Genomic DNA, 26,005 nt, shown 5'->3' on the forward strand with positions numbered 1-26,005 from the left:
GTACGGAGTAGGCAAACTGGCCGCCGTCCATTCTTAAAGTAAAACGCAGCGCTCAGTCTGCGTTTTTTCTTGGTTCAACATTCAGTTGATTGGTTCCAGCGACACCCTAAAGCGACTGGCTGACAGCTGGGAAAAAACCAGGTCAAACCCTTCGGGGATCTCTTGCTCACTGATAACGACACGCTGATCCAGCTGCTGCTCCAGGGCCTGTTGACGCCGTTGCTGTCTTAGCTGCATTGCGCTCCTGCCACTGATAAAACTGGCACCACCCAGCAAGACTCCAACCAGCACCAATATGTTGAGCACCATGGGATTGCCTATTTGCAGCGCACTGGCGTCATCCAGCAGCCACCAGAGAATGGAGGCACTCAGCAGTAATACCCCCAAGGCCAACTTGGCTATTGCGCTCAACGCATTATCTGTCGGCAATCTCAATTGAATATCGGCGGGTAAGTCAGCAAGGGTCACAGTCAGGAACGACGGCTCATCCTGTGCTGAGGCACTCTGGGTATCGGGCATAAATCATCCTTAATTTGAATGGAATAGGCTAAGCATGCGGGTCGGTATAGAACCAATTTAATGACATCCTGTCCTTATGTCAGTGAGCACTGAGGTTACAATGCGTCAATTCATTATACGTAAGCATAAATAAGCGCTGCAAACTCAATATATTATTAACTCAAACTCTGCTGAAGTTCTGTGCATTTTGTGACCCTCATAGTGCCAGCTGTACTCTTGACCCTGTCAGGGACCGCAGACACAATAGCGCCGGAGATCCATTTGACGGAGCCCGTGGTGAGCGGTCAGCAACAGATACCAGAGCTGAAATTGGGACTGGCCATGTGGTCCCATAACCAGTGGCAGCAAAGCCTTTATGGAAAGGGGACGCCTCAAGCAGAGCGTCTGGCGCGCTACGCTGAGGTTTTCAATACGGTAGAGGGCAACACCAGCTTTTATGCCACCCCATCGGCAAACAGCGTCAGTAACTGGCGCGATGCCGTGGGTGAGGACTTTCGCTTTACCTTTAAACTGCCACAGGAGATCACTCACAAGTTGCAACTGAGGCACTGTGACGATGAACTCAAGCAGTTTCTGCAGGTGATGTCGCCACTATTTGCCAAGACAGGCCTGTGGAAGATTCAGTTGCCTGGCTATTTTGGCCCTGAAGCCCTTGGGTCACTGGATGCCTTTCTTGGCAAGCTGCCAACTGAGTTGCCTCTCGGGGTCGAGGTGCGCCACCCGGCCTTCTTTGCCAAAGGGGAAGCCGAGCGTCGGCTCAACCGCTTGCTGCTGCAGCGCTCCGCCAACCGCATCATAATGGACACCCGACCGGTATTTGCCGCGCTGCCAAACAGTGCCGCCGTCATCGACGCCCATGAAAAGAAACCCAAAGTACCTGTGCATGCCATAGCCACCGGCCGCTATCCCACAGTGCGCTTTATCGGTCACCCGGAACTTGAAGCCAATCAGGACTTCTTCAAGCCTTGGCTGGACAAACTATGCCAATGGCTGGAAGAGGAGCGCCAACCCTGTCTGTTTGTACACACCCCGGACAATGCCCAGGCACCTGAGCTGGCCATATGCTTATATCGTCTGCTCAGTGCCCGCTGGCAAGCCAAACACGGCCAACCTCTGCCGGTGTTACAGCTGCCTCAAGATGCAAGGAATCACAACAAGCAACTGGGCCTGGAACTCTGAAAAGCAAATTTGTTATCCCATAAACATAAAAATGCCGTTCAATCAAAATGAACGGCATTCAACACCATAGGCATCATTTTCTGGCGCCGATCGGGATCATTATGTGGGCATAGGGTGTGCCCTTCCACATCACATAGGGACCACCTTGAGCCGGGTCGGTCGGCAAACTGTCGAGCATGGCGGGATCAGGCACCAGAATCATTAGGTGCGGGCCTTCGACTATCCATTGATTATCCGCGGTTTCCATTTCGGCGTAGGGGTCGATATTACTGGCCCCACCATCACCGGCCAACATGTAGGAAATACCGATCTCTTTTGCCTGAAAAGGTTTTTTCTCCATCCATGCATTAGCCCATTCCATCCAGGGACCGTCCATACACATGGGAGCCGTTCCCTTAAGCTGCGGTGGCGTAGGAAAGCAAGTGTAATTGCCATCCCCTTGTTGCAGCACGTTTTTATCCCAGTCGACAACGGTAACATTGGCGCGTATGGTGGGCGGCGCAGCACTCAGGGCGTCATCCAACATCACCTGCTGTGCTTCAGTGAGTGCGGCATGGGTGACGCTGGCGAAGGAAGATAGAGTCAAAGTTAACATTAGAGCTGAAGTTTTCATCAAACCAGCCTCCAGGTTGAACTCGGATACAACAACACCGAGATCTCCAGTATAGTTTCTGCAGAAAAAATCGATTTTGCCCCGTAAATTCAATATATTGGACTAAGATAAAATCAAAATCCCAGGAGGAGACAAGATGTTTTCTCTGTCCCAAACCTTATCTATCTTCGCCGCTTTACCGGATCCGGTATTTATTCTGACCCGCAGTGGCCGTTATGCCGCGGTACTGGGAGGTGCCGACAGTCGCTACTATCACGACGGCACAGCCTTGATAGGACAATACATCTCCCAAGTCATCCAACACCCCAAGTGCGAGTGGTTTCTGGGCCAAATAGCACAAGCCTTGTTGAGCCGCCGTCTCTGTGTTGTGGAATACAGCCTTGGCAGCAACGACGTCAAGGGACTCACAGATCATGGCCCCGCCGAGCCCATCTGGTTTGAAGGCCGGATCCAAGCATTGGATTTCCAAGTCGATGGTGAAGATGCCGTGGTATGGGTCGCCAGCAATATTACCCGCCGCCATCATTTGGAGCTGGAACTCAGGGAAAGATGCGAGCGCGATCCGCTTACCCGACTTTACAACCGCCGTAAATTACTCCAATTACTGACAGAAAATTTGGCCCGATTTCAACGTTACCGAACCCCGACCAGCATATTGATCTTCGATCTCGATAACCTCAAGAAACTCAACGACAGCTCGGGTCACCTAATGGGCGACAAGGCGATAGTTACTTTGGGAGAGGTCTGCCTGGCCGGTCTCAGAGCCCAAGATAGCGCCTCCCGTTACGGCGGCGATGAATTTGTCATTCTTATGCCCCACACTGCTGCCGAGCAGGCACAACCGATTGCTGAACGTTTGCGAAACGAATGTGCCCGGCGCCTCAGAGCCTTGGGAATTGCCGCTGAATGCGCCAGTATCAGCGGCGGCCTGAGCGAATTTCAGTGCAGTGATACCGATATAGATGCCGTGGTTTCCAGGGCCGATGGCGCCCTTTACCAAGCCAAAGCACAGGGCCGCAATCGGATTGTGTTGGCCAAGGGGCCAGAGTGCACTGAATCCCCCTAAAAAACACGGGCAAACAAAAAGCCGGCACTTGGCCGGCTTCTTCATTGCATAGACTCGTCTAATTCGAGCGACTGAACTTAAGCCTGTGGGCGCATGGCCGGGAACAGGATCACGTCACGAATGGTGTGAGTGTTGGTAAACAACATCACCAGACGGTCGATACCTATGCCCTGACCAGCTGTCGGTGGCAGGCCGTGCTCCAGCGCCGTGATATAGTCTGCGTCATAGAACATGGCTTCATCGTCACCGGCATCTTTGGCTTCAACCTGAGCCTTGAAGCGGTTGTCCTGATCTTCGGCGTCGTTAAGCTCGCTGAAGCCGTTAGCCACTTCACGACCACCGATGAAGAACTCGAAGCGGTCGGTGATGAAGTCGTTGTCATCGTTGCGACGAGCCAGTGGCGAGATGTCCGCTGGGTAGCCGGTGATGAAGGTAGGCTGCATCAGTTTAGGCTCGGCAGTTTCACCAAAGATCTCTTCCAGCAGTTGACCACAGGTCCAGAAAGATTCGATTTCCAGCCCTACGTCTTTGGCCAGCTTACGCATAAACTCAAGATCCTTGACCTCTTCATAGGTCATGGCCTGAATCGTGGCGTTGTCTGGGTTGTAGTGCTGAATCGCTTCCAGCATGCTCATGCGGGCGTAAGGGCCGCCAAAGTCTATGCTGTGCTCGCCGTAAGGCAGCTTGGTGTCACCCAGCAGATCCTGAGCGATGGAAGACAGCATCTCTTCGGTGAGATCCATCAGATCGCGGTAATCTGCGTAGGCCATATAGAATTCCATCATGGTGAATTCTGGGTTATGGCGTGGCGACAGACCTTCGTTACGGAAGTTACGGTTGATTTCGAACACTCGTTCAAAACCACCGACAACCAGACGCTTGAGGTACAGCTCAGGCGCAATACGCAGATACATGTCGATATCCAGCGCATTGTGGTGAGTGATAAATGGACGCGCGGATGCACCACCTGGGATGACATGCATCATAGGGGTTTCCACTTCCATAAACTCTTTTTTCACCATAAAGTTACGTATGGCTGAAACCACTTTGGAGCGCATGACGAAGGCGTCACGGGAATCCTGGTTGACGATCAGGTCAACATAACGCTGACGGTAACGGGTTTCCTGATCGGTCAGACCATGGAATTTCTCAGGCAGCGGGCGCAGCGCCTTGGTCAGCAGCTGATACTCCTCCATATTAACGTACAGGTCGCCCTTACCGGACAGGTGCAGAGTGCCTTTAACACCAACTATGTCGCCGATATCCAGGCCCTGATAGCGTTCTTTCAGATCAGCCTGTACTTCTTTGCCGGCATAGGCCTGAATGCGGCCGGATACGTCCTGCAGAACCAGGAAGGGGCCGCGCTTGGCCATGATCCGACCGGCAATGGCGGTCTTGAAGCCCAGAGACTCGAGTTCTTCTTTGCTCTTATCGGCGAACTGCGCCTGCAGCTCGGCAGCCTTGTGGCTACGACGGAAAGTGTTAGGGTGACCATTGGCCGGGCAGCCCTGGCGTACATGTTCCAGCTTGGCGCGACGTTCCGCGATCAGCTTGTTCTCATCCAATACTTGTTCAGTCATTTTCCGCTTCTTCTCTGTTACAGCCCGGACTTCAGGCTGGCTTCAATAAATCTGTCCAGATCACCGTCTAACACGGCCTGGGTATTACGGGTTTCCACCCCGGTGCGCAGATCCTTGATGCGGGAATCATCCAGCACGTAGGAGCGGATCTGACTGCCCCAGCCGATATCCGACTTGGCATCTTCCGCCGCCTGCTTCTCGGCGTTTTGCTTTTGCATCTCCAACTCAAACAGCTTGGCTTTTAGCTGTTTCATAGCCGTGTCTTTGTTCTTGTGCTGTGAACGGTCGTTCTGGCACTGCACCACGGTATTGGTCGGAAGGTGGGTAATACGCACCGCAGATTCGGTTCTGTTAACGTGCTGACCACCGGCACCCGAGGCGCGGTACACGTCAATACGCAGATCGGCCGGATTGATGTCGATATCGATGGAATCGTCAATCTCAGGGTAAACAAACACAGAACAGAATGAGGTATGGCGGCGACCACCCGAGTCGAAGGGCGATTTACGTACCAGACGATGCACGCCGGTTTCGGTTCTCAACCAACCATAGGCATATTCACCACTGAACTTGATGGTGGCACTCTTGATACCGGCCACATCGCCGTCTGAGACTTCGATAAGTTCAGGGTTGAAGTCATGCTCTTCACCCCAGCGCAGATACATGCGCAGCACCATATTGGCCCAGTCCTGTGCTTCAGTACCGCCGGAGCCGGACTGAATGTCCAGATAGCAGTCGGAAGCGTCTTGTGGGCCCGAGAACATACGGCGGAATTCCAGCTCTTCCAGACGCTTTTCCAGATCGCCCAGTTCACTGTTGGCATCATTGAAGGTTTCTTCATCTTCCTCTTCAATGGCCAGTTCCAGCAGCCCCTCGACATCTTCGAGGCCCGCATCCATATCGTCTATGGTCTTAACCACAACTTCCAGCGCCGAGCGCTCTTTACCCAAGGCCTGAGCACGCTCTGGCTCATTCCATACTTCGGAGCTTTCCAGCTCGCGGCTTACTTCTTCCAGACGCTCTTTCTTGGCGTCATAGTCAAAGATACCCCCTAAGGAGCATAGTGCGGTCGGCAAGCTCCTTGATTTTGTTTTTTACCGGATTGACTTCAAACATGCGATTTCAACTTTCTTTGGTGTTAAGGACGTAGCAAACGAGGGATTTTAACCCAAGCAGCCGCTGAAACCTATGCCACTGCGGACAGAAGCTTGATTTTTTTTCGCCGGCGCCGCATTCCGCGTCTGTTCCGGTAAAGCATCTGGCACACTCTAGCTAATTCCACGGTGAAAAAACTGTGACAAAAAATCAAATATGCCAACTCAATCAGCAAATAAACCAGTGGTAATACCGAGCAGCAGCCTTCAATGACAAACTATACCTGCAGCCATCTAGCTGAAAATACCGCTGTCAGGGAGTCAATGATTTTGCAGTAGAAACATAGCCTCGGAACCAATTTTACGTGTCCTTCTCAAGAGCAAATCATCTCGAATCTGCTGCCGATATTCTTCATATTTCAGGAAAATAGCGACTTACTCCAGCGTGCTTTCCCCGACTGCCCGCATTGAAACCCTCAGCGACAACTTCACCTCAGTTTAATGTGCAGATGTGTGTCAGAAAGATCTCCTTCCGAGCCAGATCACACTGAGCAAAATCCATTTTTCAGACAAGTGCACAGAGTCACCAAGCTTTGTGAATTCCCCGGCAAAAGCCTGTTCCAGCTCAATGAAGCAACACACTCGATCGATATACTGCATAGTTATCAGCTTAATTAGTCCCTACTTCACCGCCATCAAGGTGAGCAAATAACAAGGCTGCCCATGTTTGAGATCTATATCGACGGCCAGGCCGTCAGCGCCTTTGAGGGCGAGACCCTGTTGCAGGCGGCCCAGCGGGCCGGCATCGACATTCCTTGTCTGTGTCACCATACAGACGCCCACGCGGCTACCACAGAAGGCGCTGATGAACACCTGTGCCAACTGACCCGGCTCGACCAGATAATGGCCGACGGTGACAGACCGCTGCTGGCCTGCTCGACTCCGGCGATTGCCGGGATGCAGCTCAAGAATCATACCCAGGCAGTGCACAGCCATCGGCAGCAGACGCTGAAACGGATATTGAAAGATCACTTCGCCGATTGCGAAGCCCCCTGCCAGCAAGCCTGCCCGGCAGGCGTTGATGTGCAGTCTTACCTGTATCACATAGGTCAGGGCAACCATACAGAAGCGGTGCGGATCCTCAAGCAGACCCTGCCTTTGCCACTGTCTATCGGTCGGGTCTGCCCGGCATTTTGTGAAAGTGCCTGTCGCCGCGCCCTGATCGATGAGCCACTGGCGATACGTCAGCTAAAACGCCACGCCGCCGATCTGGACTTGGCCGATACCGAACCCTATCAGCCGCCCAAGGCCGCCCCCAGCGGTAAGAAGGTGGCCATAATCGGTGCAGGTCCCGCCGGGCTCAGTGCCGGTTTCTTCCTCGCCAATCAGGGCCATGAAGTGGACATCTTTGAGGCCGCTCCCAAGGCCGGTGGCTGGCTAAGATACGGCATTCCAGAATATCGCCTGCCCAAGGCGATACTCGATAAAGAGATAGCGCTGCTGGAGCGCAGCGGCATTCGCATTCACACCAACACAGCCATAGGCGAGCAGATACGGCTGCCGAAACTGGTCGAGGAGTATCATGCCCTCTGTCTGGCGATGGGCGCGCAAAAGGCTGTGCCACTCAACTATCCCGGCAGCGACCTTCCCGGCTGCTATCTCGGGGTCGACTACCTTAAAGATCTGGCAATGGATCACCAGTTGGTCACTGGTAAGAAGGTCGCCGTTGTCGGCGGCGGCAATACTGCTATCGATTGTGCCCGCAGCGCCAGACGCCTCGGCGCCGAGGTGACACTGATCTACCGGCGTACCAAAGAGGAGATGCCGGCCGAAGCCTTTGAAATTCATGAAGCTGAGCAGGAAGGTATCCACTTCCTGCTACTGACCAATCCTGTGGCCAACCATGCCGCCAGTGACGGCCGTCTTGCACGAGTCACGCTGGAAAAAATGTCTTTGGGTGAACCGGATGCCTCCGGCCGCCGCCGACCTCAGCCCAGCGGCGAAACCTTCGACTGCGAGTTTGATACCCTGATCGCCGCCGTGTCCCAATCACCGGATCTGGCCTTTCTGCAACAGGCCGAAAACCGTCTGCTGCAAGGTGCTCCGGCGCTCAGCCGCTGGAATACGATCAACGGCTGCGACATCAGCATGAGCACTGGGCTGGAAAAACTGTTTGTTATCGGTGATGTGCGCCGCGGCCCCGCCACTGCGGTGGAAGCGGTCGCTGATGGTCGCCGCGCCGCCGAGGCCATAGACGCCCTGTTCAATAAGGGGCTCAGTTGCCCACTGACGCCAGTGGCGTTCAATGCCAGCAAGGCGATAGGGCTCAAGTCCCAACAGGATTTACCCAAAGATCTTTTCCCCTCACAGGTGAAAAGTGCCAGAGTCAAGATGCCGGAGTTACCTGTAGCCGAGCGCCTGAGTAACTTTGCCGAAGTAGAGCTGGGACTGACGCCGCAAATGGCCGAAGCCGAGGCCAAACGCTGCCTCGAATGTGGCTGTCAGGCCAATATGGACTGTCGCCTGCGAGACTACGCCAGTGAATACAAGGTCAGCAGCCAGGGCTTGCTAGAGCAAGATAGCAGTGGCGAATCGGCACTGCTGGCCAGACACTTTGCCCAAGACTTGAGTGCGCCCTTTATCCGTTTCGACGCCAACCGCTGCATCAGCTGCGGTGCCTGCGTTGACATCTGCCACCGCCGCAGCGGCCACAAGGCGATCAGCTTTGAGGCCGACCAATTCTCGGCGCTGCCAGGAGGCAATAGCGAACGCCGGGCCCCCAGAGCCGGTTTCAGCGTCTCCATGGCCGACAGCGATTGTGTTCAGTGCGGCAACTGCCTGCAGGTATGCCCGACCGGCGCCTTGGTCGATGCCCGCCACAAGACCCAAGGACAAGCCCCCGACATCAAGGTGACCAGCACCATCTGCACCTATTGCGGCGTCGGTTGTCGCATCCGCTTCAAAGTAGACACTAGCCAGAATCGCATCCTTGCGGCCGAAGGTGATGTGCGCTCACCTGTGAACCAGGGCATGCTCTGCGTCAAGGGTCGCTTCGGCTTCGACTTTATCAACAGTAAAGAGCGCCTAACCCAGCCACTGATACGCCGTAACGGCAAGTTGGAACCCTGTAGCTGGCAAACGGCCATCAGCTATATTGCCGCCCACTGGCAAGAACAATTGGAACAGTTTGGCCCGAGTTCATTCGGCGCACTGGCATCCGCCAAGGCCACCAATGAAGAAAACTTCCTGCTGCAAAAGCTGTTCAGAGCCATTATCGGCAGCAACAACATAGATCACTGCGCCCGCCTGTGCCATGCCTCCACTGTGACCGGGCTCTACGATGCCCTCGGCAGCGGCGCCATGACCAATGACATTCCCGGCATAGAGGATTCAGATCTCATCTTTATCCTGGGCTCGGACACCGACTGTGCCCACCCCATCATTGCCTCGAGGATCAAGTCGGTCGTCAATCGCGGCAAGGCCAGACTCCTGGTCGCCGATCCCAAGCGGGTCAGCATAGCCGACAGCGCCGAGCTATTTGTGCGTCATCGCCCCGGCACAGATGTGATGCTGCTCAACGCCATCATGCAGCAGATACTGCTCAACGACTGGCATGACAAGGCCTATATCCGCAGCCGCACCACAGGCTTTGAGGCCTTGCGCGAAGAGCTGTTGCGGCCGGATTACAGCCTGGAGCAGGCCGCCAGGGTGACAGGCGTCAGCAGCAGCGAAATAGCGGCCATGGCCGAAATGCTGGGCACCGCCAAAAAGACCGCCCTCTACTACGCCATGGGGATCACCCAGCACACCACTGGCCATGACAATGTCACCGCCATTGCCAATTTGCAGCTATTGCTGGGTAACCTCGGGCTCGACGGCGCCGGGATCAACCCTTTGCGCGGCCAGAGCAATGTCCAGGGTGCCTGTGATATGGGCGCCCTGCCCAACTATTTCAGTGGCTATCAACGTCTGGATGACGATGCTGCGCGGCTGAAACTGGCGCGGGCCTGGGGCACTGACAAGCTGAGCCCTGAGACAGGCATTCCGGCCTCTCATATGATGCAGGCGATTTTGGATGGCCGGCTGCAGAGCCTGTTTGTGATGGGCGAAAACCCGGTACTGAGCGACCCCGACCAGGCTCATGTGCTCAAGGCGCTGAATAAGCTGCCATTTTTGGTAGTGCAGGATATATTTCTCACCGAAACTGCCGAAATGGCCGATGTGGTATTGCCGGCAGCAGCCTTTGCCGAAAAGCGCGGACATTTCACCAATACCGAGCGCCGGGTTCAAAGGTTGGAAGTCGCCTTGCAATCGCCAGGTAGTGCCCGCCCGGACTGGCAGATACTGCAACTGCTGGCCAATGCCATGGACGCCGACTGGCACTATGGCGATGAACAGGCAATTTGGCAGGAAGTCACGGCCCTGACTCCCAGCTACGCCGGGATCAGTTGGCACAGAACCACGGATAACCCAGCCGGGTTGCAATGGCCCTGTCCAGATGAGCTGCACCCGGGTACCCGGGTATTGCACCGCAACAGCTTTACCCATGGCAAAGGGCGACTGCAGCCGGTCAATTATCGTTTACCGGCTGAGCTGCCGGATGATGACTATCCCTTGATGCTGTCGACCGGACGCCTGCTGGAGCAGTTCCACACCGGCACCATGACCCGTAAAACCGCCGGACTGGACGAACTCGGCTCCCCCAGAGTGATGATCTCGGTTGAGGATGCCGAGCGTTTGGGCGTCGGCAAGGGCGACTGGCTCAAACTGGAAAGCCGCCGCGGTGAAATCTTGATTCAGGCCTTTGTCAGCCGCCGGGCACAACCTGGCGTCTTGTTCCTGCCGTTCCATTTCGTTGAGGCGGCAGCCAACAAGCTGACCATCAATGCGCTGGATCCCGTGGCTCACATTCCCGAGTTCAAGGTATGCGCCGTAAAGGCTGAGCGCGCCGAGGCGCCTTTGGCTTCCTAAACTTAAACTGAGTTCCATAAAAAACGGCGCCTGATTGGCGCCGTTTTATTTTTCTTTAGTTGCTCATTCCTGCAACTGAGCTCTCAAGCAAGATTAGACTCTGAACTGATTGACCAGTTGTCCCAGGTTATCGCCACTGTGGGACACTGTCTGGCTGACTCTGGCCGCTTCTTCGCTGGAATGCAACAGCTCGGCGACTATCTCCTGAATCGCATAAACGTTGCGGTTGATCTCCTCGGTCACCGAACTCTGCTCTGTGGCAGCGGTGGCAATTTGAGTACTCATATCATTGATGGAAGTCACCGAGCTGGTCACCGCTCCCAGACTTTCGGAAATCAGCCTGGAGGATTCGACACTGCGATGGCAGCTTTGCTGGCTCTCTTCCATGGCCGCCACCGCCTGACTCACCAGACGATGCAACTCACTGAGCATCTCGTTGATCTCCAACGTACTGGCCTGAGTGCGGCTCGCAAGACTTCTCACTTCATCGGCCACCACGGCAAAGCCGCGTCCTTGCTCACCGGCACGGGCCGCTTCAATGGCTGCATTGAGTGCCAACAGGTTGGTCTGTTCAGCGATGCCGCCTATCACAGACAGCACGCTATTAATTTTCTGCGACTGTTCATTAAGCGACTGAATATGATCGGCGGCGCTGTTGATCTCTGCCATCAAGGTGGAGATTTCGGTCAGCGAAGTATCGACACACTCCTGAGCCTTAGCCACTTCATCAGTAGCCGTGTGAGTCGCTTCTGCGACCTGAGTAGTATTCATCGCCACTTCCTGGGCAGTGGAAGACATCTCGGTAATGGCGGTCACCACCTGATCGGTTTCATTGTTATGGTTGGCCAACTGCGCCGCTATCGCCTGAGTCTGGGAGTGAATCGAGCCAGCCGCATCCTGCACTTCATGAGTGGCCGTAGTGACATCACGAATGATACGTTGCAGCTTGTCGACAAAGCGATTAAATGCCTGCCCTAACTGGGCAATTTCATCTTCACCGCGCACCTGCAAACGCTTGGTCAGGTCCCCTTCCCCTTGAGCGATATCATTGAGGTTATCCAGCATGTTGCGAATAGGAGTCACTGTTCGCTGAGCAGCAAACAGAATAAGCATAGCTGTGATCAGAGTGATGACTATGACTATCATCAGCGTCAACCATAACTTTTCTTCCATATCTGCCAATGCCGTCTGCCGATACTCTGCTACAGAAGCCTCAATATCATCCACATAAGCGCCGGTACCGATAATCCAGTCAGTTCCGGGGATCATCGCGGCATAACCTATTTTTTCCACCAACTCATTGGTGCCGGGTTTTTGGTAGTAATAAGTAAGGATACCGTCACCATTGCGGGCTGCATTCAACAAACCCACTATGATCTTGGTGCCTTTGGGATCTGTCATGCCGATCTGATCTGTTCCTTCCAGATTAGGCAGTAAGGCATGAAACAAATTTTTGCCATTACCGTCGTAAACAAAGAAATAACCGGCGCTGCCAAAACGCACATCCCGTAAGGCCGCCTTATAGTCTCCGCCCTGACCGCGCTGAAAACTGACAATCTCTTTGGCGACTTCGGTCACATGCACCAACTCCTGACGCCGCTCGTTAAGCAGCTTTTCTCTGAAGTTGGTAATTTCGCTTTCCAGCGCATCCGATTCTACTGTCCAGGACGCCAGCATCAGCACAATGGAAACCGTCAATAATGGTAACAGGGCAAGTAAGAGTAACTTATTTCGTAAACTTAGACTGGACACTTAGGTTTTCCCCCAGGAAATGGAATCTCTACAAATTATAGTAACTTTGTTTACCTTAAGTTCAGACAAAAAAATGCCCGAGATCAAAATAAAACCATTTGTTTACATAGAGAGAGTCAAAACAGCACCCATAGCCGCAAAGCCGAATACCAAAAATACCAAAGGTAAACGCCATAGCTTAAGCAACATAAAGCCGGTCAACACCATGGCGATATCAATCGAACGGGTCACGGCACTGGTAAATACCGGCTGATAGAGAGCGCTCACCAGCAGACCAACGACAGTGGCATTAATCCCCATCACCATGGCCGCCATTTTCGGGCGCTCGGCAATTCCCTGCCAGCCGCGGATCACCGCCAGCAACAACAGGAAACCGGGCAGAAAGATGGCTAAGGTTGCCACTAAAGCGCCAACAAGAGCATTTTGCGGCCACAATTCAGCCCCCAAATAAGCCGCCAAACTGAACATGGGGCCGGGAACAGCCTGTGCCAGTGCATAGCCGGTAAGGAACCTATCATGATCTATACTGTTTGCCAGCTGACTCTCAAGCAAAGGCAGTACCACATGGCCGCCGCCAAATACCATAGAGCCGGTCTGATAAAACTGTTTGAATAGTTCAGCCAGAGGATGAGCAAGTAAGGGACCTGTAAGCAGCAATAAAAATAGAAATATCAGTAAAGCACTCCAGTTAAGCTGCATGCTTCCCGGCTTGGCCGGCGCTGGTGCATCACGATTGAGCCAGAAAAATCCGACAATGGCACCGGCAAACAACAACAGCAACTGGGTCAAATTCCCTGGCCATAACAGCAGGATCACTGTACTCAACAAGGCCAACACCTGAGTGGTGCGGTTGCGACAAAATTGCTTGAACATCCCCCAGGCGGCATCGGCGACCACCACTACAGCCAATAACTTGAGCCCGGCAATAACCCCCTGAAATAAATCACTGGAGAGGTATTGATAGCTGCTGACAGCCAACAGAAACATCAATAGAAACGAAGGTAAGGTAAAGCCGATAAAGGCCAGTATCGCCCCGGGAAGGGCACCGCGGCGGTAACCTATGGCAAAACCGACCTGACTCGATCCCGGGCCGGGCAAAAACTGACTCAAAGCCACCAATGACGCATAATCTTTATCATCAAGCCAGCCTAACTCTTCGACAAAAGTCTTGCGAAAGTAACCTATGTGCGCCGCCGGGCCGCCAAAACTCACCAGTCCCAATGAAAAGAAACGAACAAAAATCTGCCACATCTGTGTTAGCTCTATACTTGTTTGATCTGGCTCCATTGTATGACATAAGTGTGACACTTATCTTATATTCATAGGCTTAGTCTGTAGGCGTACGGCAAGACAAACAAATGAACAGGCAACTGAGAATCAGTCATAGCCTCTCAACTAGCTGTAATTAAAACAAAATAGCGGTAAATCTTCCCTGAATCGCGACCTCCCAACACGCCGGCAAGTGTATCCGTTCAGAATCAACCACGTATCTTGGCTGTCTTAAGACCACCGCCAGGCGCAAACCCGCAACATAATTCAAACAATTAATATTTATTCAAAAATGATTAACAAGGATTATGCCCATAAGCCCAAACCAACCAGGCTAAAAATAAACCACAACAAAAACAATCACCAATCAAAATGCTAACCAAAATACACCAACTGTCATTAAGCTGACTAGAAACACTTTTGACACTCGTCAATTTTAATTGCATAGATATTCACAAAAACATCAAATACAATCACCACAAAAGAACCAAAAACATAATACTTTTGTAGCATTTTGTAACTTGGTTAAATTTTTACAGACTTTTAACAAGTGTTTATTTAGATTCAATGAAAGTTCGCAGGAAGTAGAAGTAAGCTATGAAGCTTTGGTGGTACGCGATATTGATGCTTGGCCTTCAGTTGCACCTGACTGCAGCAGCTGAAGAAAATGCGACGGAAACTATCCCTGTGGATGAGTTCAGACTCGCCCTCGCCCTGGGATATGGTCGGCTGGACAATCCCAGAGTGCATGCCAAGCCGATAGAAACTTTCCTGCTACCATCCTGGAGCTACTACTCAAAACGCTTCTATCTGGAAAACTTTACACTGGGCTACAGCCTTCATGAGTCGGACAACTTGCTATTCGACCTGCAAACCAAGCTCAATGAGGATGGATTCTTTTTCGAGTTTGATGGGCTTAACAAGTTGTTTTTAAGCGACATCATAGGCTTCTCTCCCTACAAGGCGCAGGTCATACGCCCCAACAGTAACAGCGAACCTATCCTTAACGAAATCAAGCGTCACATCTCCTATCTGGGCGGAGTTTCCGTCACCTGGGTCACGCCCTACACAGATATCAATCTGGGCATGTTTCACGACATTTCCGGGGTACATGACGGCAACGAATTGCAGTTCAGATTAAGAAAGAGCCTGCTCTACTCATGGGGGGCTCTGGGGTTTGAGCTGGGCGCGATTCGCAAGAGTGAATCCCTGGTGCGTTACTACTATCAGCTAAGACCTGAAGAAAGCGGCCCGCTGAGACTAAGCTATTCTCCCTCGGCCAGTATCAATTATCACGCCCGCCTGCTGGTTAATCTGCCACTGTGGCAGGATATTAACCTGGTAGCGGTAACCGAATACACCTGGCTTGACTCGGGGATCACCGACAGTCCCATGATAGACAAGGATGGCTATCTCTCAGGTTTCATCGGTTTGAGTTATCGGTTTTGAGGCTTCTATGAATCGATGGTTACTGTGGTTACTCATGCTGATAAGTCCCTGGGCAAGCGCCTTGGGGGAAGATCTTTGGCTGGCGCCGGATACCTGCGCCATGACCAATCAGGAATCCGAGTGCAAACTGCAACTGCAACTCGAGTTTCACAGCCAACAGCCTCGCTCTCTGTGCCTGTGGCTGGCCCACAGCGCAGCACCTTTGACCTGTTTTCATCAACGCCGAGACTTCAGTTATAAACTGCAGCTAAGCCTGGCCCGGGATACACTTATCGAGCTCAGGGATCAGCAAAACCGTACCGTTGCCAGCCGCTTGCTCAGAGTGGCTATCTATGAGCCCGCCAGCCGCAGACGGCGGGGCCTGAGTTGGGATCTGCTATGAAAGAAAAAATACTCCTGATCGAGGATGATCTGCCACTGGCAGAGCTGATCTGCACCTATCTGACCAACGAAAATTTCGAGCTGGTTCATCTGGACAATGCCGAAGCCGCACTCGCCCGTCAGGACAGTGACAGTTTCAGCCTGATCCTTTGTGATGTAATGCTGCCCGGTGAAGATGGCTTTTGCATCTACCCTCGTTTGGCGGCCTGTTATCCCTGCCCACTTATCTTCCTCACCGCCCGCGACAGTGAGGGCGATCAGATCCTTGGGTTGGAGCTCGGCGCCTGTGATTACCTGCTCAAACCTGTGGTGCCTCCCTTGCTGCTGGCACGAATACGTACTCAACTTCGTAACCGCCAACAGCTGCCAGGACGTAAAGCTTTGTGTCTGCACGATCTACAGCTTGACCCTAACCAGCAGCAGGTGTTTCTGGCGGGCTCGGCGCTGACCTTTACTACCAAGGAGTTTGAACTTCTGTGGGTGTTTGTTATCAACGCCGGACGAATATTATCGCGGGAGTACCTGTTTGAGCAGTTTATTGGCCGTACCTATGATGGCTTGGACAGGGCCATAGATTTGAAGGTCAGCAGGCTGCGTAAACGCCTGGATGAACTAAAGATAAGCGGTCTGCAGATCACCACAGTGCATGGCAAGGGCTACCTGTTCAACTACCAGCCCAATCAGGCCATGACCAGGGCTCGGGCATGAAATTTCAGTTCTATCGGCTGTTCGGTTTTCTGCTACTGTCCTGCTCCCTGCTGCTGTGGAGTTTTGACCAGTTGACAGAACAATACCGCAGCGAAGAAGCCAGTTATTTAATCTCGGTGGACGACTTATTGCAGACCCGGGGTCAAGGCGCGCATCTGTCGACTCTTACCGCCGGCAGCCTGGCACTACCCACTAGCCTGAGGCAGTTACTCAATGAGGGACAAACCCTGGCACTGCGTCACTCCAGCGGTGAGCTCTACTACTACAAGCAAGGCTCAGGCACTGAGCTACTCAGGTTTGGCCCGGTAACAGAGAAGCAAGATAAAGAGGATACCACCAGTTTGATCTTGCTCGGTTTCTACTCCAGTCTGGCTCTGGTTGCCATCTTGCTTATCTGGCCTGTGTTTCGCGATCTCCATACCCTGCAACAAAGCGCCATTCGCTTTGGCCATCAACCTTCGCTGCAACCGCTAACCATACGTAAAAGCTCGGCTATCTTTCCGCTGGCTCAGGCGCTTTATAGCATGAGCCACCAGATAGTGAGTTTTGTCCAGATGCATAAAGAGTTATCCCATACCATCTCCCACGAAGTACGCACTCCGCTCGCGCGGATGCGCTTTGCCCTTGAGCTGAGCAAGCAGCAGATGGAGCCTCAATACGCAGCGCGCCTGGCCCAGGACATAGACGAGATAGAACAGTTGGCTGCCAACTATCTCTCTTTTGCCCGCCTGGAGCATAAACAGGGAGAGCTGTGTCATGTATCACAATCCATCGCAGACTTTATGCAGACTCTAGAGCAAAAATACAGCCTCTATGGCCGTGACTTTCAGATAGGATTCCACTCTGTGCCGGGCCAGGCACAATTCGATAAGACGGCAATGAATGTGGCCTGCCAGAACCTGATCCAAAATGCCATGCGTTTCGCCGAAAAAGAGATACAGGTGAGTTTCGAGCAAAGCGAAAGCCATAACTGCCTCAGAGTCGAGGATGATGGCCCGGGCTTTGAAGACAAAGGGAAAAAACTACTGGCGGCCTTTGCCAGAGATGCCAAACAGAGTGATGGCAGCGGCTTTGGCCTGGGGCTTTATATAGTGCGCAAGATTGCCATCTGGCACGGCGGCCGACTGGAGCTGAGCCACTCGCAAACTCTGGGCGGCGCCGCCATCAGCCTGTATTGGCCAAGAGAATAGACGCCACTGTCTTAGTCACGGCTCAGCAACACCAATACCTCATAATGATCCGTGTGCGGGAACATATCGAACAGCTGCACCTTGCGCACACGATAACCACTGATGGCCGCCAGATCTTTGGCCAAAGATTCAGGGTTGCAGCTGGAATAGAGCAGATGCGGCGGCGCAAAGGTCGAAATGGCCTGGCAAAGCTCGGCCCCTATACCACGTCTCGGCGGATTGACTATCATAAGATCCGGTACTTGGCCTGCCGACTGCGCCACAGCAAAACTGCCCGAATCCAGCGCCTTGAAGTCCACCCGCTCAAGCCCCAACTTTTCGGCGGATAACTTGGCGCAGGCGATGGCTTCGGCCTCGATTTCGATACCTGTAAGCTCTGTGTCTTTGCTGGCGCAGTGCAGCCCAAAACCGCCGACACCACAGAAGAGATCCCAAATCGACTCAGGCTTCAGCTCACTGACCCAGTCTTTGGCGCTCTGATAGAGGGCCGCCGCTACTTGTGGGTTGGTTTGAAAGAAGCTCTTGGGGCGGATATAAAGAGGCACGCCATTGAAGGACTCCTCCAGACGCTGCGCCTCGGTGAGAAAAATCTCCTGCTCACCTTCGAGCCTGGCCATATGAACCGGCTGCAGATTCACAGATACCAGCTTGATGGCAGGAAACTCGGCCAGCAGCTTTGGCAGTTCACGCTCTATCCGTTCGATGGATTGCCTGGAGCGCAACACAAACCTGAGCATAAAGTCGCCGCTGATTTCGGCGCGGGTCAACAACACAAACTTGAGTTCGCCCTTGGCCTTATCTACCCGATAGGGTGGGATCCCGGCCTGACGCACAAACAGCTCAAGCCGATGCAGCAGGGCCTGCATATCGGCAGGATAAAGAGGACAATCGCACAGGCTCACGGCCTCACCACTCGGGGAAACTATCCCCAGAATGGGTTGATGGGCGGCCCCGAGTGCCACCATCTTGGCCTTGTTGCGAAAACCCAGGGACGGCCCGCTGACCGGGGCTAAGAGTTCAAAGGGGGTAAAGGGGCTGAGCAACTGCGCCAACTGCTCACTCTTGGCGGCCAGTTGTTGCACCATTGGCGTTGCTATGTGAGTACAGGAGCGGCACTTGCCCTGCGCAAAAAAGTCACATCTCACTCTAATATATCCCAAGTTTCCAATTCAGCCCGGCGGCAAAAGCGGCACACTTTAGCCTGTTTCACCCTAAAAATCATCCCAGCATCAGCTTGTCGACATCCGCTTTGGGGCTGCGTTTGCCAAGCACCTTGCTTATCTCTGCCGTCACCGCTTTGGCAGTGGCACGAAAGGTGGTTAACTTACCGCCGTAGAGCGTCAGCAATCTGGGATGGGAATAACGCTGGTACAACTGTACCTCCCGCGGCCGACCAAAGGCATCGCCATCACCCTTGGGCAGCACCCGCATGCCACTGAAATGCGCCAATACCTTGGCTTCAAGCGCCTCTGTAGTGACAGCACCCGTGAAACTGCCAGAGCCTCCAAAATAGTGCCGATAGATCCCCAGCAGATAAGCTATCTCCTCTCGGGTGATCTGCGGAACCGGTCCCTGGCAGAGGGTTTCCGTGGTGCCTATCAGCGTCTTGCCGTACCAAGGCATCACGAATACCACCCGCTCATCGAAGCAGGACTCCAGATAGAGCACCCCGGGCGGCGCAGGAATATCCAGAAGCAAATGACTCCCCTGTACCCAGTCTATTGCCGTCTGGGCTATGGGCGGTGTCACCCGCGCCAGCAGTTCGTTGACAAAGGCGCCGGCGGCGTTGACCAGAAAGCGGCAGTGCAGCATTTTGTCGCCATCCGCATCCCGGTAACTCAGCTTACATCCCTGAGGCTTATGCTCTATTGTCAAACACTCGGCGCCCTCGCGGATATCGGCACCGAGCAACCTGGCGCTGTCGGCCACCGCCTTGGTCAGCAAGGCATCATCCGTCTGGGCATCCCAGTATTGGAACATATGGGTCATTCCGGCCAGCTTGAGTCCGGGAAAGCTCCCCCAAGCCCTGGCAGGCAGGCTACGAAAACGGCCCAGGCGGTCAAACTCGCTCAGCAAGCCGTAGAGGCTGAGGCCGGCCCTGAGGGTCAAGGCGCCGCGGCGACTGTCACGATAAACCGGGATAAAGAAAGGGACGGCCTTGACCAAGGTTGGCGCCAGACGCAATAACTCACGCCGGGCCCGCAGCGATTCACGCACCAGATCCAGCTGCCCGGATTCGAGATAACGTAAGCCGCCATGGATCAGTTTGCTGGACTGGGAGGAGGTGCCTGCCGCCAGAGTGGACTTTTCCAGTAGCACCACGGAATAACCGGCCGCCGCCGCGCACTGCGCCACCGCCACGCCGGAGATGCCACCACCTATGATTGCCAGATCGACCTGTTCCATCAGCCTCTTTCCGTTAACGTTCCAATTGCTGCCACAGGGTGTCACACAAGCTTTTCAGTTGTTGCAGCTCCGCCCGCGGCATGGCGCTGCGACACAGCATCTGCTCGGGCACATCGGCGGCGCGCGCTTGCAAAGCCTGGCCGGCATCAGTGAGCGTCAATACCCGCACCCGCTCGTCCTGTTCACTGCGGCCTCTTAACAGCAAACCTTTAGATTCCAGGCGTTTGAGCAAGGGCGTCAAAGTGCCTGAATCCAGATGCAAACGCTCACCCAGCGCCTTGACACTGATGCCCTTGTGTTGCCAAAGCACCAGCATAGCCAGATATTGCGGATAGGTAAGATCCAGGGCATCCAGCACAGGCCGGTAGGCCCGCACCATAGCATTGGCGGCGCTGTATAGCGAAAAGCAGACCTGGTTTTCCAGGCACAGGGGTTCGTTTGACATATGCAAACCCTAAACACAATTTAATTGCGCACAATATACTTGCTTCCGGAACAAATATCGATCTATCATTGCCAGCAATTAGATTGTACGCAATTTAAATTAAGGAAACTACTATGCTCTATCACACTCAAGCCACAGCCAAAGCCGGCCGCAACGGCGAAGTAGTCACCCATGACGGTGCCTTGTCATTGACCCTAAGCTATCCCAAGGAGATGGGCGGGACAGGAACCGGAGCCAATCCGGAACAGTTGTTTGCCGCCGGATACGCCGCCTGTTTCTCCAACGCCATTTTACATGTGGCGCGCCTGGACAAAATCAAGCTTGCCAGCGCTCCTGTCACCGCAGATGTCGGCTTGATCAGTCAAGATGGCGGGTTTGCGCTGCAGGTATCTCTGGCTGTCACTCTGCCGCTTGCACAAGCTGAGGCTGAAGCCTTGGTGCTCAAGGCCCACAGTGTTTGCCCCTACTCCAATGCCACCCGCAACAATCTTAATGTAGGGCTCACAGTGAATGATATTAAGATCAACTGAAGCTCTGATATTATTCAGTCAATTACTTGGCAAGATATAAATAGATGTCGCAGTAATTAACCTTTTATTTCCTGCGACATTTTTCCGTCACCTACTCTGTATTCTGACGCTACAATTCAGAAAAAACTGATATTCATATAAAATTGATTTCCTCTGAACAATCGATTAAATTTGCGCCTCAAAAGTGGACAAGAACAATAATAAAGTCATAGTCAAAGGAGAATGATATGCGTGCCCTGATTCTGGGGTTACTGCTGTTTACCGGCGCGACCCAAGCCACCTGCGATAAAAGCGTCCTGCTTGGCAATGTCGATTATGCCAAAAACAGCTCTTATTTCAGTAATCGGGATTCTTTGCAACTGGATAAAATTGTTGCTGATAATAGCGACAATTCAAGCGGCTATCTGTTATTGGAATTCAATATGGATAAGTCTATCGGCGATGAAGAGTTACAAAAATATAATATGTGGCTTGCCAATAGACGAATTGAAAGGGTTAAAGAATATTTAACCGCAGCACACTTCTCTCGCCCCATAGTCACTCGTATCCGCACAGCAACCCATAAAGACAATCGCGAAGTGAGTCTGCATTGGTGTAATAACCAACAGATGATGGCGACGATTGAAAAGCCAAGCGCCGCCGAATAACTAAGTACTTTCAAGATCCACAAATGTATGCCCCTTAGGGAAGGTGCGAAGTGGCTTACAGGCCCGTAAGCCGATGCAAGCACACATGGGACTTGTTCGCACCCTCCTTAGGCATTGCGCTAGAGTTTAAAACGGCCGACTTCACGGCGCAGCGAATCTGACAACTTTGCCAACTCCTGCGCTTTGACTGTGGCGCTGTTGGCCTCCTGTGACAGGGTTTGAGAAACCTCACGAATCGACTCGGTATTACGGTTGATTTCGCTGGTGACAGAGGTTTGCTCTTCGGCCGCTGTAGCTATCTGGCTGGCCATATCGGATATCTGGGTAATTGCTTGGCTTATCTGCGCCAGACTGGCACTGGCCGATTCGGCATCCATCACACTGGTTTCGGCCATCTGATGACTCTGAGCCATGGAGTTCACTGCCTTGGAAGCGGTTTTTTGCAAGGTCTCAATCATGGTCTGGATCTCTTGTGTCGACGCATGAGTGCGCTGCGACAACACCCTGACTTCATCAGCCACCACGGCAAAGCCACGCCCCTGCTCACCGGCTCTGGCAGCTTCGATGGCGGCGTTCAAAGCCAACAGATTGGTCTGCTCGGCAATACCGCTGATGGTCAACAAAATGCTGTTGATCTTCTGCGAGTGCTCGTTGAGCTCACCGATGATCTGACTGGCGGTATCCACTTCCTGCGCCAGGCTACGAATCGACTCCTGGCTCTGCAGCACCTGCTGTTGTCCACTGCCGGCCAGACCAACCGCCGACTGCGCAGTCTGTGCCGTCAGCTCGGCATTACTGGCGATCTCCTCGGTGGCGCTGGCCATTTCGGTTACAGCGGTTGCCACCATAGTGACTTCGTCCTGCTGCACTTCGATGCTCTGGCTGTTACTCTCGGCCGAATGGCGGGTCTCCTGTGCCTGACCTCCCAACTGCTGGGCTATGTCACTCATACGAGAAATCATGCCGTGCAAGCGTTCAACAAAACGATTAAAGCCGGCAGCGAGCATGCCTATCTCATCGTGCTGATTACGGGTCTCGATGCGGACTGTGAGGTCCCCTTCCCCTTCAGCAATATCGTTGAGCGCCTTGGCCAGACGTTCCAGATCGCGGAACTGGCTCTTGAATACCAATACCAGCAACAGACCAAAACCTACCAAAAACAACACGCCCACCGCAGACATCCACCATGCCAGCTCGGTGGCCTCGGCCATGATGCTTGCCTTGTCCATCACAAACATCAGTGCCCAATCTGTATGAGGCACCGCCGCCACGTAAAACAGCTTGCTGCTGCCGTCGAATGCCATCTCATCCAGGGTATTGGCGCTGATCCTGGCGCTGAGCCACTGAGGATTGAAGGCGCTGCCAAGACGGCTGAACTGCTGACCATTCAGCTCCTTGTCCGGATGGCTGATAATCAAGCCTGAGCGCTCAAGCATCACGGCATAGCCGTCACCCGGCACCTTGAGGGTTCGCACCGCATCTGTCAGTTGATCTATGGTGAGGTTAGCCGCTGCCACGCCCTGCAAACGGCCGTTATTCATTACTGGCTCGGCTATAGTGACCACCAGCTTTTGCAATGTGGCACTGACATAAGGCGCCGTCATTATCATGGCTCCTTCCCGCTTGGCATCCTGATACCAAGGGCGAACCCGGGGATCATAGCCAGCCGTATTCAGGCTGGGATCCTGACGGTACATATTACCCCGCTCATCGCCGTAGTAGGTCAAAGCAAAACCACTGGCCTCATGGGCCTGCATCAGAAAAGGGGTAATATTAATCTCAGGATTCCGCTGCAGAGTGCCCTTGAGACTGCTGACCGCCTTTTGTCTGTCATACATCCACAGCCCTATGCCGCCGGCAAAGGTGGTCGCCAGCTGATCGACCTCATGCTGGGTTCTCTGCATGGCATTATCACGAATAGAGAAGGAAGAAAGGCCAACCAGGGCGGCAACCGTAAGCAAAACTGCGCCCAAACTGACCAGCAGTAAGCGGGTTTTAAGCGTGAATTGCATAAGAAGTCCTATAGAAAATGTTGTGGGCAATAAAAGTGTAGCGGCAAAAATATAAATTACTGAAGTTGTTAAGCGCGTTGACACTGTTCGAATGCACTTTCATTACTCAAAGCTTAACAAATATCCATGTGTCTCACTTTAGGGACTTTTTCGAGTCTGCTAACAGTTTTGATGCTGCTTTTTCATGAATACCAAAGCTTTGGAGTAAAGTATTCGTAGGGCACTTGTAGCCTGAACCGGGCTATGGGTCATTCAGATACAATTTAATCCCTCTTACACAGGTAAGCTTATGTTAAGAACCTTCTTTCTCTGCCTGTTACTGAGTTTCAGCGCAGGCCTTACCGCAACCGAATATTCGGCGTCGCAGATCCAGTGGCAACAGGAGGATCAGCAAGGGCAGATCAAAATTCCTTTATATTTTGTCTGGTCCAAGACCTGCCCCCACTGCGCTGAAGCGCATCCATTCATTGACTCTCTGCCGAAGCGCTATCCCTGGATAGAGCTGCACTCTGTGATGGTGGGCGCCGAAGGCACTCAAGAGCTGTGGCAGCAATTGGCCACAGAGACAGGAACAGAAGCCCGTTCTGTGCCCTATATGGCTACCTGTGGCAAGGCGATAGTCGGTTATTCCAGTGAAGAGGTAACAGGTCAATTCCTGCTCAACCGCCTCAAGAACTGCTACTTGCAGGCGGGCGGCCAGTTGAGCCCGGAAGATATGCCGGGACAAGCAAGTACTCAGGCAAGCACGAGCTCAACCCAGGCGCCGTTGTTTGGCACCTGCGCCAATGATGGTGGTGACGGCACTTGTGATGCCACGGCTCTGGCGGCAGAGCCGGAAGTGCAGCCAGTAGAGTTGCCTCTGGTTGGGGTGGTGACACCTGAAACCATGTCACTGCCAATCCTGACACTGGTACTGGCCGGTGTCGATGCCTTTAACCCCTGCGCCTTCTTTGTGCTCTTGTTCCTGTTGTCCATCATGGTCAATGCCAAGAGCCGCAGCCGTATGCTACTGGTTGGTGGCATCTTCGTGTTCTTCTCTGGCTTTATTTACTTCCTGTTTATGACCGCCTGGCTCAATATCTTCCAGCTATTAGGCGCCGGCAGTGATGGCGGGATGATTATTCTGGCGGCGGGGATCCTGGCGCTGATAGCAGGCACTATCAACATCAAAGACTACTTTTTTACCAAGGGGGAAGTGACCCTCTCCATGTCGGCGGAAAACCGCAGCGGACTTATCAAGCGCATGGGCAAGCTATCCAGCGCCTCCAGCCTGGCGACCATGATAGCCGGCACCACAGTGCTGGCGATTCTGGCCAACGCCTATGAGCTCTTGTGTACTGCCGGTTTCCCTATGATCTACACCAGTGTGCTCTCCATGCATAACCTGCCGAGCTTTGAGCGCTATATGTACCTGGTGCTGTACAACATTGTCTATGTGATCCCACTGGCCATCATAGTGATCGCTTTCAGCATGACGCTCGGTAAACGTAAGTTAACCGAGAAAGAGGGCCAGACCCTGAAGCTAATGTCCGGCATCATGATGCTTGGCTTGGGCGGCACCCTGGCGGTCAACCCGGCGGCGCTGCAGAGCGTAACCCTGGCATTGGGGCTGATTATCGGTGCCATAGTCATCACTATCCTGATTGTCAGCAGTAGAAAACTATTGGAGCGCCGCCGTAAGGCCGCTTGATGGCTCACGACTTGAAGTGCAGAGCCGCAGCAAGAAGCCGAGTCGCCCACTGGCGGCTTGGCTGCTTTGCCGGACAAGCGGGATTTAGGCTAAAGTTAAGGCTATTGATGCCGATAACAGTATCATGCCCGAGTCCCGACGTGACTCATTAACCCAGAGGAAAGCCATGACAGTTTCTCTCAACTCCCAGCCACTGCCGGTCAATATGGATACCGGCGCTGTCGGTGTTAAAGTCGCGCAACTGGCCAAGCAGCAACAAGAAGCCGAAGGCGAAATCGCGCTGCAACTTATTCAAGCCGCCACACCGGCACAAGAACCTGCCGGCCCGGTTGGTAACATAGGCCACAATATCAATACCACAGCCTGATCTTCCCAAGGTCCTGGCGATAAAATCAAAAAAACCGGCAACGCCTAATGCCGTTCACTTAGTGTGAACGGCATTTTTCTTAGGCTTAATGGGATACTTGTTTTTACTCATTTTTAACGCACGTGGATAGGCTCTAT

General features: G+C 53.3%; 21 protein-coding genes. 11 read left to right on the forward strand and 10 right to left on the reverse strand.

The genetic code is table 11. The annotated features are described in order from the left end of the window. Positions 1-81: 81 nt before the first annotated feature. Complete coding sequence (locus tag ACMHXE_RS06285) at positions 82-519, reverse strand: hypothetical protein (RefSeq protein WP_101052854.1); 438 nt, start codon at positions 517-519, stop codon at positions 82-84. Positions 520-840: 321 nt separating this feature from the next. Here ACMHXE_RS06285 and ACMHXE_RS06290 point away from each other — a divergent pair, with 321 nt between their 5' ends. Next, on the forward strand, positions 841-1,698 hold the full coding sequence (locus ACMHXE_RS06290; RefSeq protein WP_335917738.1) for a DUF72 domain-containing protein: 858 nt from the start codon (positions 841-843) through the stop codon (positions 1,696-1,698). Between the two features lie 73 nt (positions 1,699-1,771). Here the strand turns inward: ACMHXE_RS06290 and ACMHXE_RS06295 are convergent, their stop codons facing one another. Beyond that, complete coding sequence (locus ACMHXE_RS06295; protein WP_101052852.1) at positions 1,772-2,311, reverse strand: hypothetical protein; 540 nt, start codon at positions 2,309-2,311, stop codon at positions 1,772-1,774. Between the two features lie 136 nt (positions 2,312-2,447). Here ACMHXE_RS06295 and ACMHXE_RS06300 point away from each other — a divergent pair, with 136 nt between their 5' ends. After that, on the forward strand, positions 2,448-3,377 hold the full coding sequence (locus tag ACMHXE_RS06300; protein ID WP_101052850.1) for a GGDEF domain-containing protein: 930 nt from the start codon (positions 2,448-2,450) through the stop codon (positions 3,375-3,377). A gap of 77 nt (positions 3,378-3,454) precedes the next feature. Here the strand turns inward: ACMHXE_RS06300 and lysS are convergent, their stop codons facing one another. Then, a complete protein-coding gene (gene lysS / locus ACMHXE_RS06305) occupies positions 3,455-4,957 on the reverse strand; it encodes a lysine--tRNA ligase (RefSeq protein ID WP_028779438.1) in 1,503 nt (500 codons plus the stop codon). A 17-nt stretch (positions 4,958-4,974) separates the two neighbouring features. Beyond that, positions 4,975-6,073, reverse strand: a protein-coding gene (gene prfB / locus ACMHXE_RS06310) for a peptide chain release factor 2 (protein WP_162206727.1) whose coding sequence is annotated in 2 segments (ribosomal slippage) — positions 4,975-5,997 and positions 5,999-6,073 — 1,098 coding nt in all. Because the reading frame shifts where the segments join, the coding sequence is not laid out codon by codon here. Between the two features lie 701 nt (positions 6,074-6,774). Between prfB and fdhF the strand changes: the two genes are divergently transcribed. Continuing rightward, positions 6,775-11,022, forward strand: coding sequence for a formate dehydrogenase subunit alpha (fdhF, locus tag ACMHXE_RS06315; RefSeq protein WP_413731705.1), 4,248 nt, complete (start codon positions 6,775-6,777; stop codon positions 11,020-11,022). Positions 11,023-11,115: 93 nt separating this feature from the next. Here the strand turns inward: fdhF and ACMHXE_RS06320 are convergent, their stop codons facing one another. Continuing rightward, positions 11,116-12,774 (reverse strand): methyl-accepting chemotaxis protein, encoded by a 1,659-nt coding sequence (locus ACMHXE_RS06320; RefSeq protein ID WP_101052844.1) that lies wholly within the window; start codon positions 12,772-12,774, stop codon positions 11,116-11,118. Positions 12,775-12,876: 102 nt separating this feature from the next. Then, the gene (gene chrA, locus ACMHXE_RS06325; protein ID WP_413731707.1) at positions 12,877-14,025 is read right to left on the reverse strand and encodes a chromate efflux transporter; all 1,149 of its coding nucleotides are present in this window, start codon (positions 14,023-14,025) and stop codon (positions 12,877-12,879) included. A gap of 615 nt (positions 14,026-14,640) precedes the next feature. Here chrA and ACMHXE_RS06330 point away from each other — a divergent pair. From ACMHXE_RS06330 to ACMHXE_RS06345, 4 genes are read left to right on the forward strand one after another with little or no spacing between them, the layout of a single operon-like run. Continuing rightward, positions 14,641-15,492, forward strand: coding sequence for a MipA/OmpV family protein (locus tag ACMHXE_RS06330; RefSeq protein WP_101052840.1), 852 nt, complete (start codon positions 14,641-14,643; stop codon positions 15,490-15,492). Positions 15,493-15,499: 7 nt separating this feature from the next. Next, on the forward strand, positions 15,500-15,874 hold the full coding sequence (locus tag ACMHXE_RS06335; RefSeq protein WP_101052838.1) for a DUF3019 domain-containing protein: 375 nt from the start codon (positions 15,500-15,502) through the stop codon (positions 15,872-15,874). Beyond that, a complete protein-coding gene (locus ACMHXE_RS06340) occupies positions 15,871-16,581 on the forward strand; it encodes a response regulator transcription factor (protein WP_101052836.1) in 711 nt (236 codons plus the stop codon). The genes ACMHXE_RS06335 and ACMHXE_RS06340 overlap by 4 nt, the downstream gene beginning before the upstream one ends. Further along, positions 16,578-17,771: an ATP-binding protein gene (locus ACMHXE_RS06345; RefSeq protein ID WP_101052834.1), complete on the forward strand. Its 1,194-nt coding sequence runs from the start codon at positions 16,578-16,580 to the stop codon at positions 17,769-17,771. Before ACMHXE_RS06340 ends, ACMHXE_RS06345 begins: the two co-directional genes overlap by 4 nt. Before the next feature lie 11 nt (positions 17,772-17,782). On the opposite strand, the gene rlmC is transcribed toward ACMHXE_RS06345, so the two are convergent. The 3 genes from rlmC to ACMHXE_RS06360 form a co-directional block, all read right to left on the reverse strand. Beyond that, positions 17,783-18,916: a 23S rRNA (uracil(747)-C(5))-methyltransferase RlmC gene (gene rlmC / locus ACMHXE_RS06350; RefSeq protein WP_413731710.1), complete on the reverse strand. Its 1,134-nt coding sequence runs from the start codon at positions 18,914-18,916 to the stop codon at positions 17,783-17,785. Between the two features lie 73 nt (positions 18,917-18,989). Further along, positions 18,990-20,177, reverse strand: coding sequence for an FAD-dependent oxidoreductase (locus ACMHXE_RS06355; RefSeq protein ID WP_101052830.1), 1,188 nt, complete (start codon positions 20,175-20,177; stop codon positions 18,990-18,992). Between the two features lie 13 nt (positions 20,178-20,190). Beyond that, entirely contained in the window at positions 20,191-20,622 is a 432-nt protein-coding gene (locus tag ACMHXE_RS06360; RefSeq protein ID WP_101052828.1) for a MarR family winged helix-turn-helix transcriptional regulator, read from the reverse strand. Positions 20,623-20,735: 113 nt separating this feature from the next. Between ACMHXE_RS06360 and ACMHXE_RS06365 the strand changes: the two genes are divergently transcribed. Beyond that, positions 20,736-21,152, forward strand: coding sequence for an organic hydroperoxide resistance protein (locus ACMHXE_RS06365; protein ID WP_165565608.1), 417 nt, complete (start codon positions 20,736-20,738; stop codon positions 21,150-21,152). Between the two features lie 227 nt (positions 21,153-21,379). Then, positions 21,380-21,799, forward strand: coding sequence for a hypothetical protein (locus ACMHXE_RS06370; RefSeq protein WP_226565627.1), 420 nt, complete (start codon positions 21,380-21,382; stop codon positions 21,797-21,799). A gap of 119 nt (positions 21,800-21,918) precedes the next feature. On the opposite strand, the gene ACMHXE_RS06375 is transcribed toward ACMHXE_RS06370, so the two are convergent. Beyond that, the gene (locus ACMHXE_RS06375; protein ID WP_101052822.1) at positions 21,919-23,811 is read right to left on the reverse strand and encodes a methyl-accepting chemotaxis protein; all 1,893 of its coding nucleotides are present in this window, start codon (positions 23,809-23,811) and stop codon (positions 21,919-21,921) included. A gap of 289 nt (positions 23,812-24,100) precedes the next feature. Between ACMHXE_RS06375 and ACMHXE_RS06380 the strand changes: the two genes are divergently transcribed. Then, entirely contained in the window at positions 24,101-25,501 is a 1,401-nt protein-coding gene (locus tag ACMHXE_RS06380; protein ID WP_101052820.1) for a cytochrome C biosynthesis protein, read from the forward strand. A gap of 166 nt (positions 25,502-25,667) precedes the next feature. Then, the gene (locus ACMHXE_RS06385; protein WP_101052819.1) at positions 25,668-25,868 is read left to right on the forward strand and encodes a cytoplasmic protein; all 201 of its coding nucleotides are present in this window, start codon (positions 25,668-25,670) and stop codon (positions 25,866-25,868) included. Positions 25,869-26,005: the final 137 nt, after the last annotated feature.

It is taken from the genome of Shewanella sp. BJSY2023SW007, assembly GCF_047314525.1.
Taxonomy (GTDB): Bacteria; Pseudomonadota; Gammaproteobacteria; order Enterobacterales; family Shewanellaceae; genus Shewanella; species Shewanella chilikensis.

Bases quoted from the DNA above. Each gene is read 5' to 3' on its own strand.
- ACMHXE_RS06285 (WP_101052854.1), bottom strand. From the start codon at position 519: ATGCCCGATACCCAGAGTGCCTCAGCACAGGATGAGCCGTCGTTCCTG.
- ACMHXE_RS06290 (WP_335917738.1), top strand. From the start codon at position 841: ATGTGGTCCCATAACCAGTGGCAGCAAAGCCTTTATGGAAAGGGGACG.
- ACMHXE_RS06295 (WP_101052852.1), bottom strand. From the start codon at position 2,311: ATGAAAACTTCAGCTCTAATGTTAACTTTGACTCTATCTTCCTTCGCC.
- ACMHXE_RS06300 (WP_101052850.1), top strand. From the start codon at position 2,448: ATGTTTTCTCTGTCCCAAACCTTATCTATCTTCGCCGCTTTACCGGAT.
- lysS (WP_028779438.1), bottom strand. From the start codon at position 4,957: ATGACTGAACAAGTATTGGATGAGAACAAGCTGATCGCGGAACGTCGC.
- fdhF (WP_413731705.1), top strand. From the start codon at position 6,775: ATGTTTGAGATCTATATCGACGGCCAGGCCGTCAGCGCCTTTGAGGGC.
- chrA (WP_413731707.1), bottom strand. From the start codon at position 14,025: ATGTGGCAGATTTTTGTTCGTTTCTTTTCATTGGGACTGGTGAGTTTT.
- ACMHXE_RS06330 (WP_101052840.1), top strand. From the start codon at position 14,641: ATGAAGCTTTGGTGGTACGCGATATTGATGCTTGGCCTTCAGTTGCAC.
- ACMHXE_RS06335 (WP_101052838.1), top strand. From the start codon at position 15,500: ATGAATCGATGGTTACTGTGGTTACTCATGCTGATAAGTCCCTGGGCA.
- ACMHXE_RS06340 (WP_101052836.1), top strand. From the start codon at position 15,871: ATGAAAGAAAAAATACTCCTGATCGAGGATGATCTGCCACTGGCAGAG.
- ACMHXE_RS06345 (WP_101052834.1), top strand. From the start codon at position 16,578: ATGAAATTTCAGTTCTATCGGCTGTTCGGTTTTCTGCTACTGTCCTGC.
- ACMHXE_RS06355 (WP_101052830.1), bottom strand. From the start codon at position 20,177: ATGGAACAGGTCGATCTGGCAATCATAGGTGGTGGCATCTCCGGCGTG.
- ACMHXE_RS06360 (WP_101052828.1), bottom strand. From the start codon at position 20,622: ATGTCAAACGAACCCCTGTGCCTGGAAAACCAGGTCTGCTTTTCGCTA.
- ACMHXE_RS06365 (WP_165565608.1), top strand. From the start codon at position 20,736: ATGCTCTATCACACTCAAGCCACAGCCAAAGCCGGCCGCAACGGCGAA.
- ACMHXE_RS06370 (WP_226565627.1), top strand. From the start codon at position 21,380: ATGCGTGCCCTGATTCTGGGGTTACTGCTGTTTACCGGCGCGACCCAA.
- ACMHXE_RS06375 (WP_101052822.1), bottom strand. From the start codon at position 23,811: ATGCAATTCACGCTTAAAACCCGCTTACTGCTGGTCAGTTTGGGCGCA.
- ACMHXE_RS06380 (WP_101052820.1), top strand. From the start codon at position 24,101: ATGTTAAGAACCTTCTTTCTCTGCCTGTTACTGAGTTTCAGCGCAGGC.
- ACMHXE_RS06385 (WP_101052819.1), top strand. From the start codon at position 25,668: ATGACAGTTTCTCTCAACTCCCAGCCACTGCCGGTCAATATGGATACC.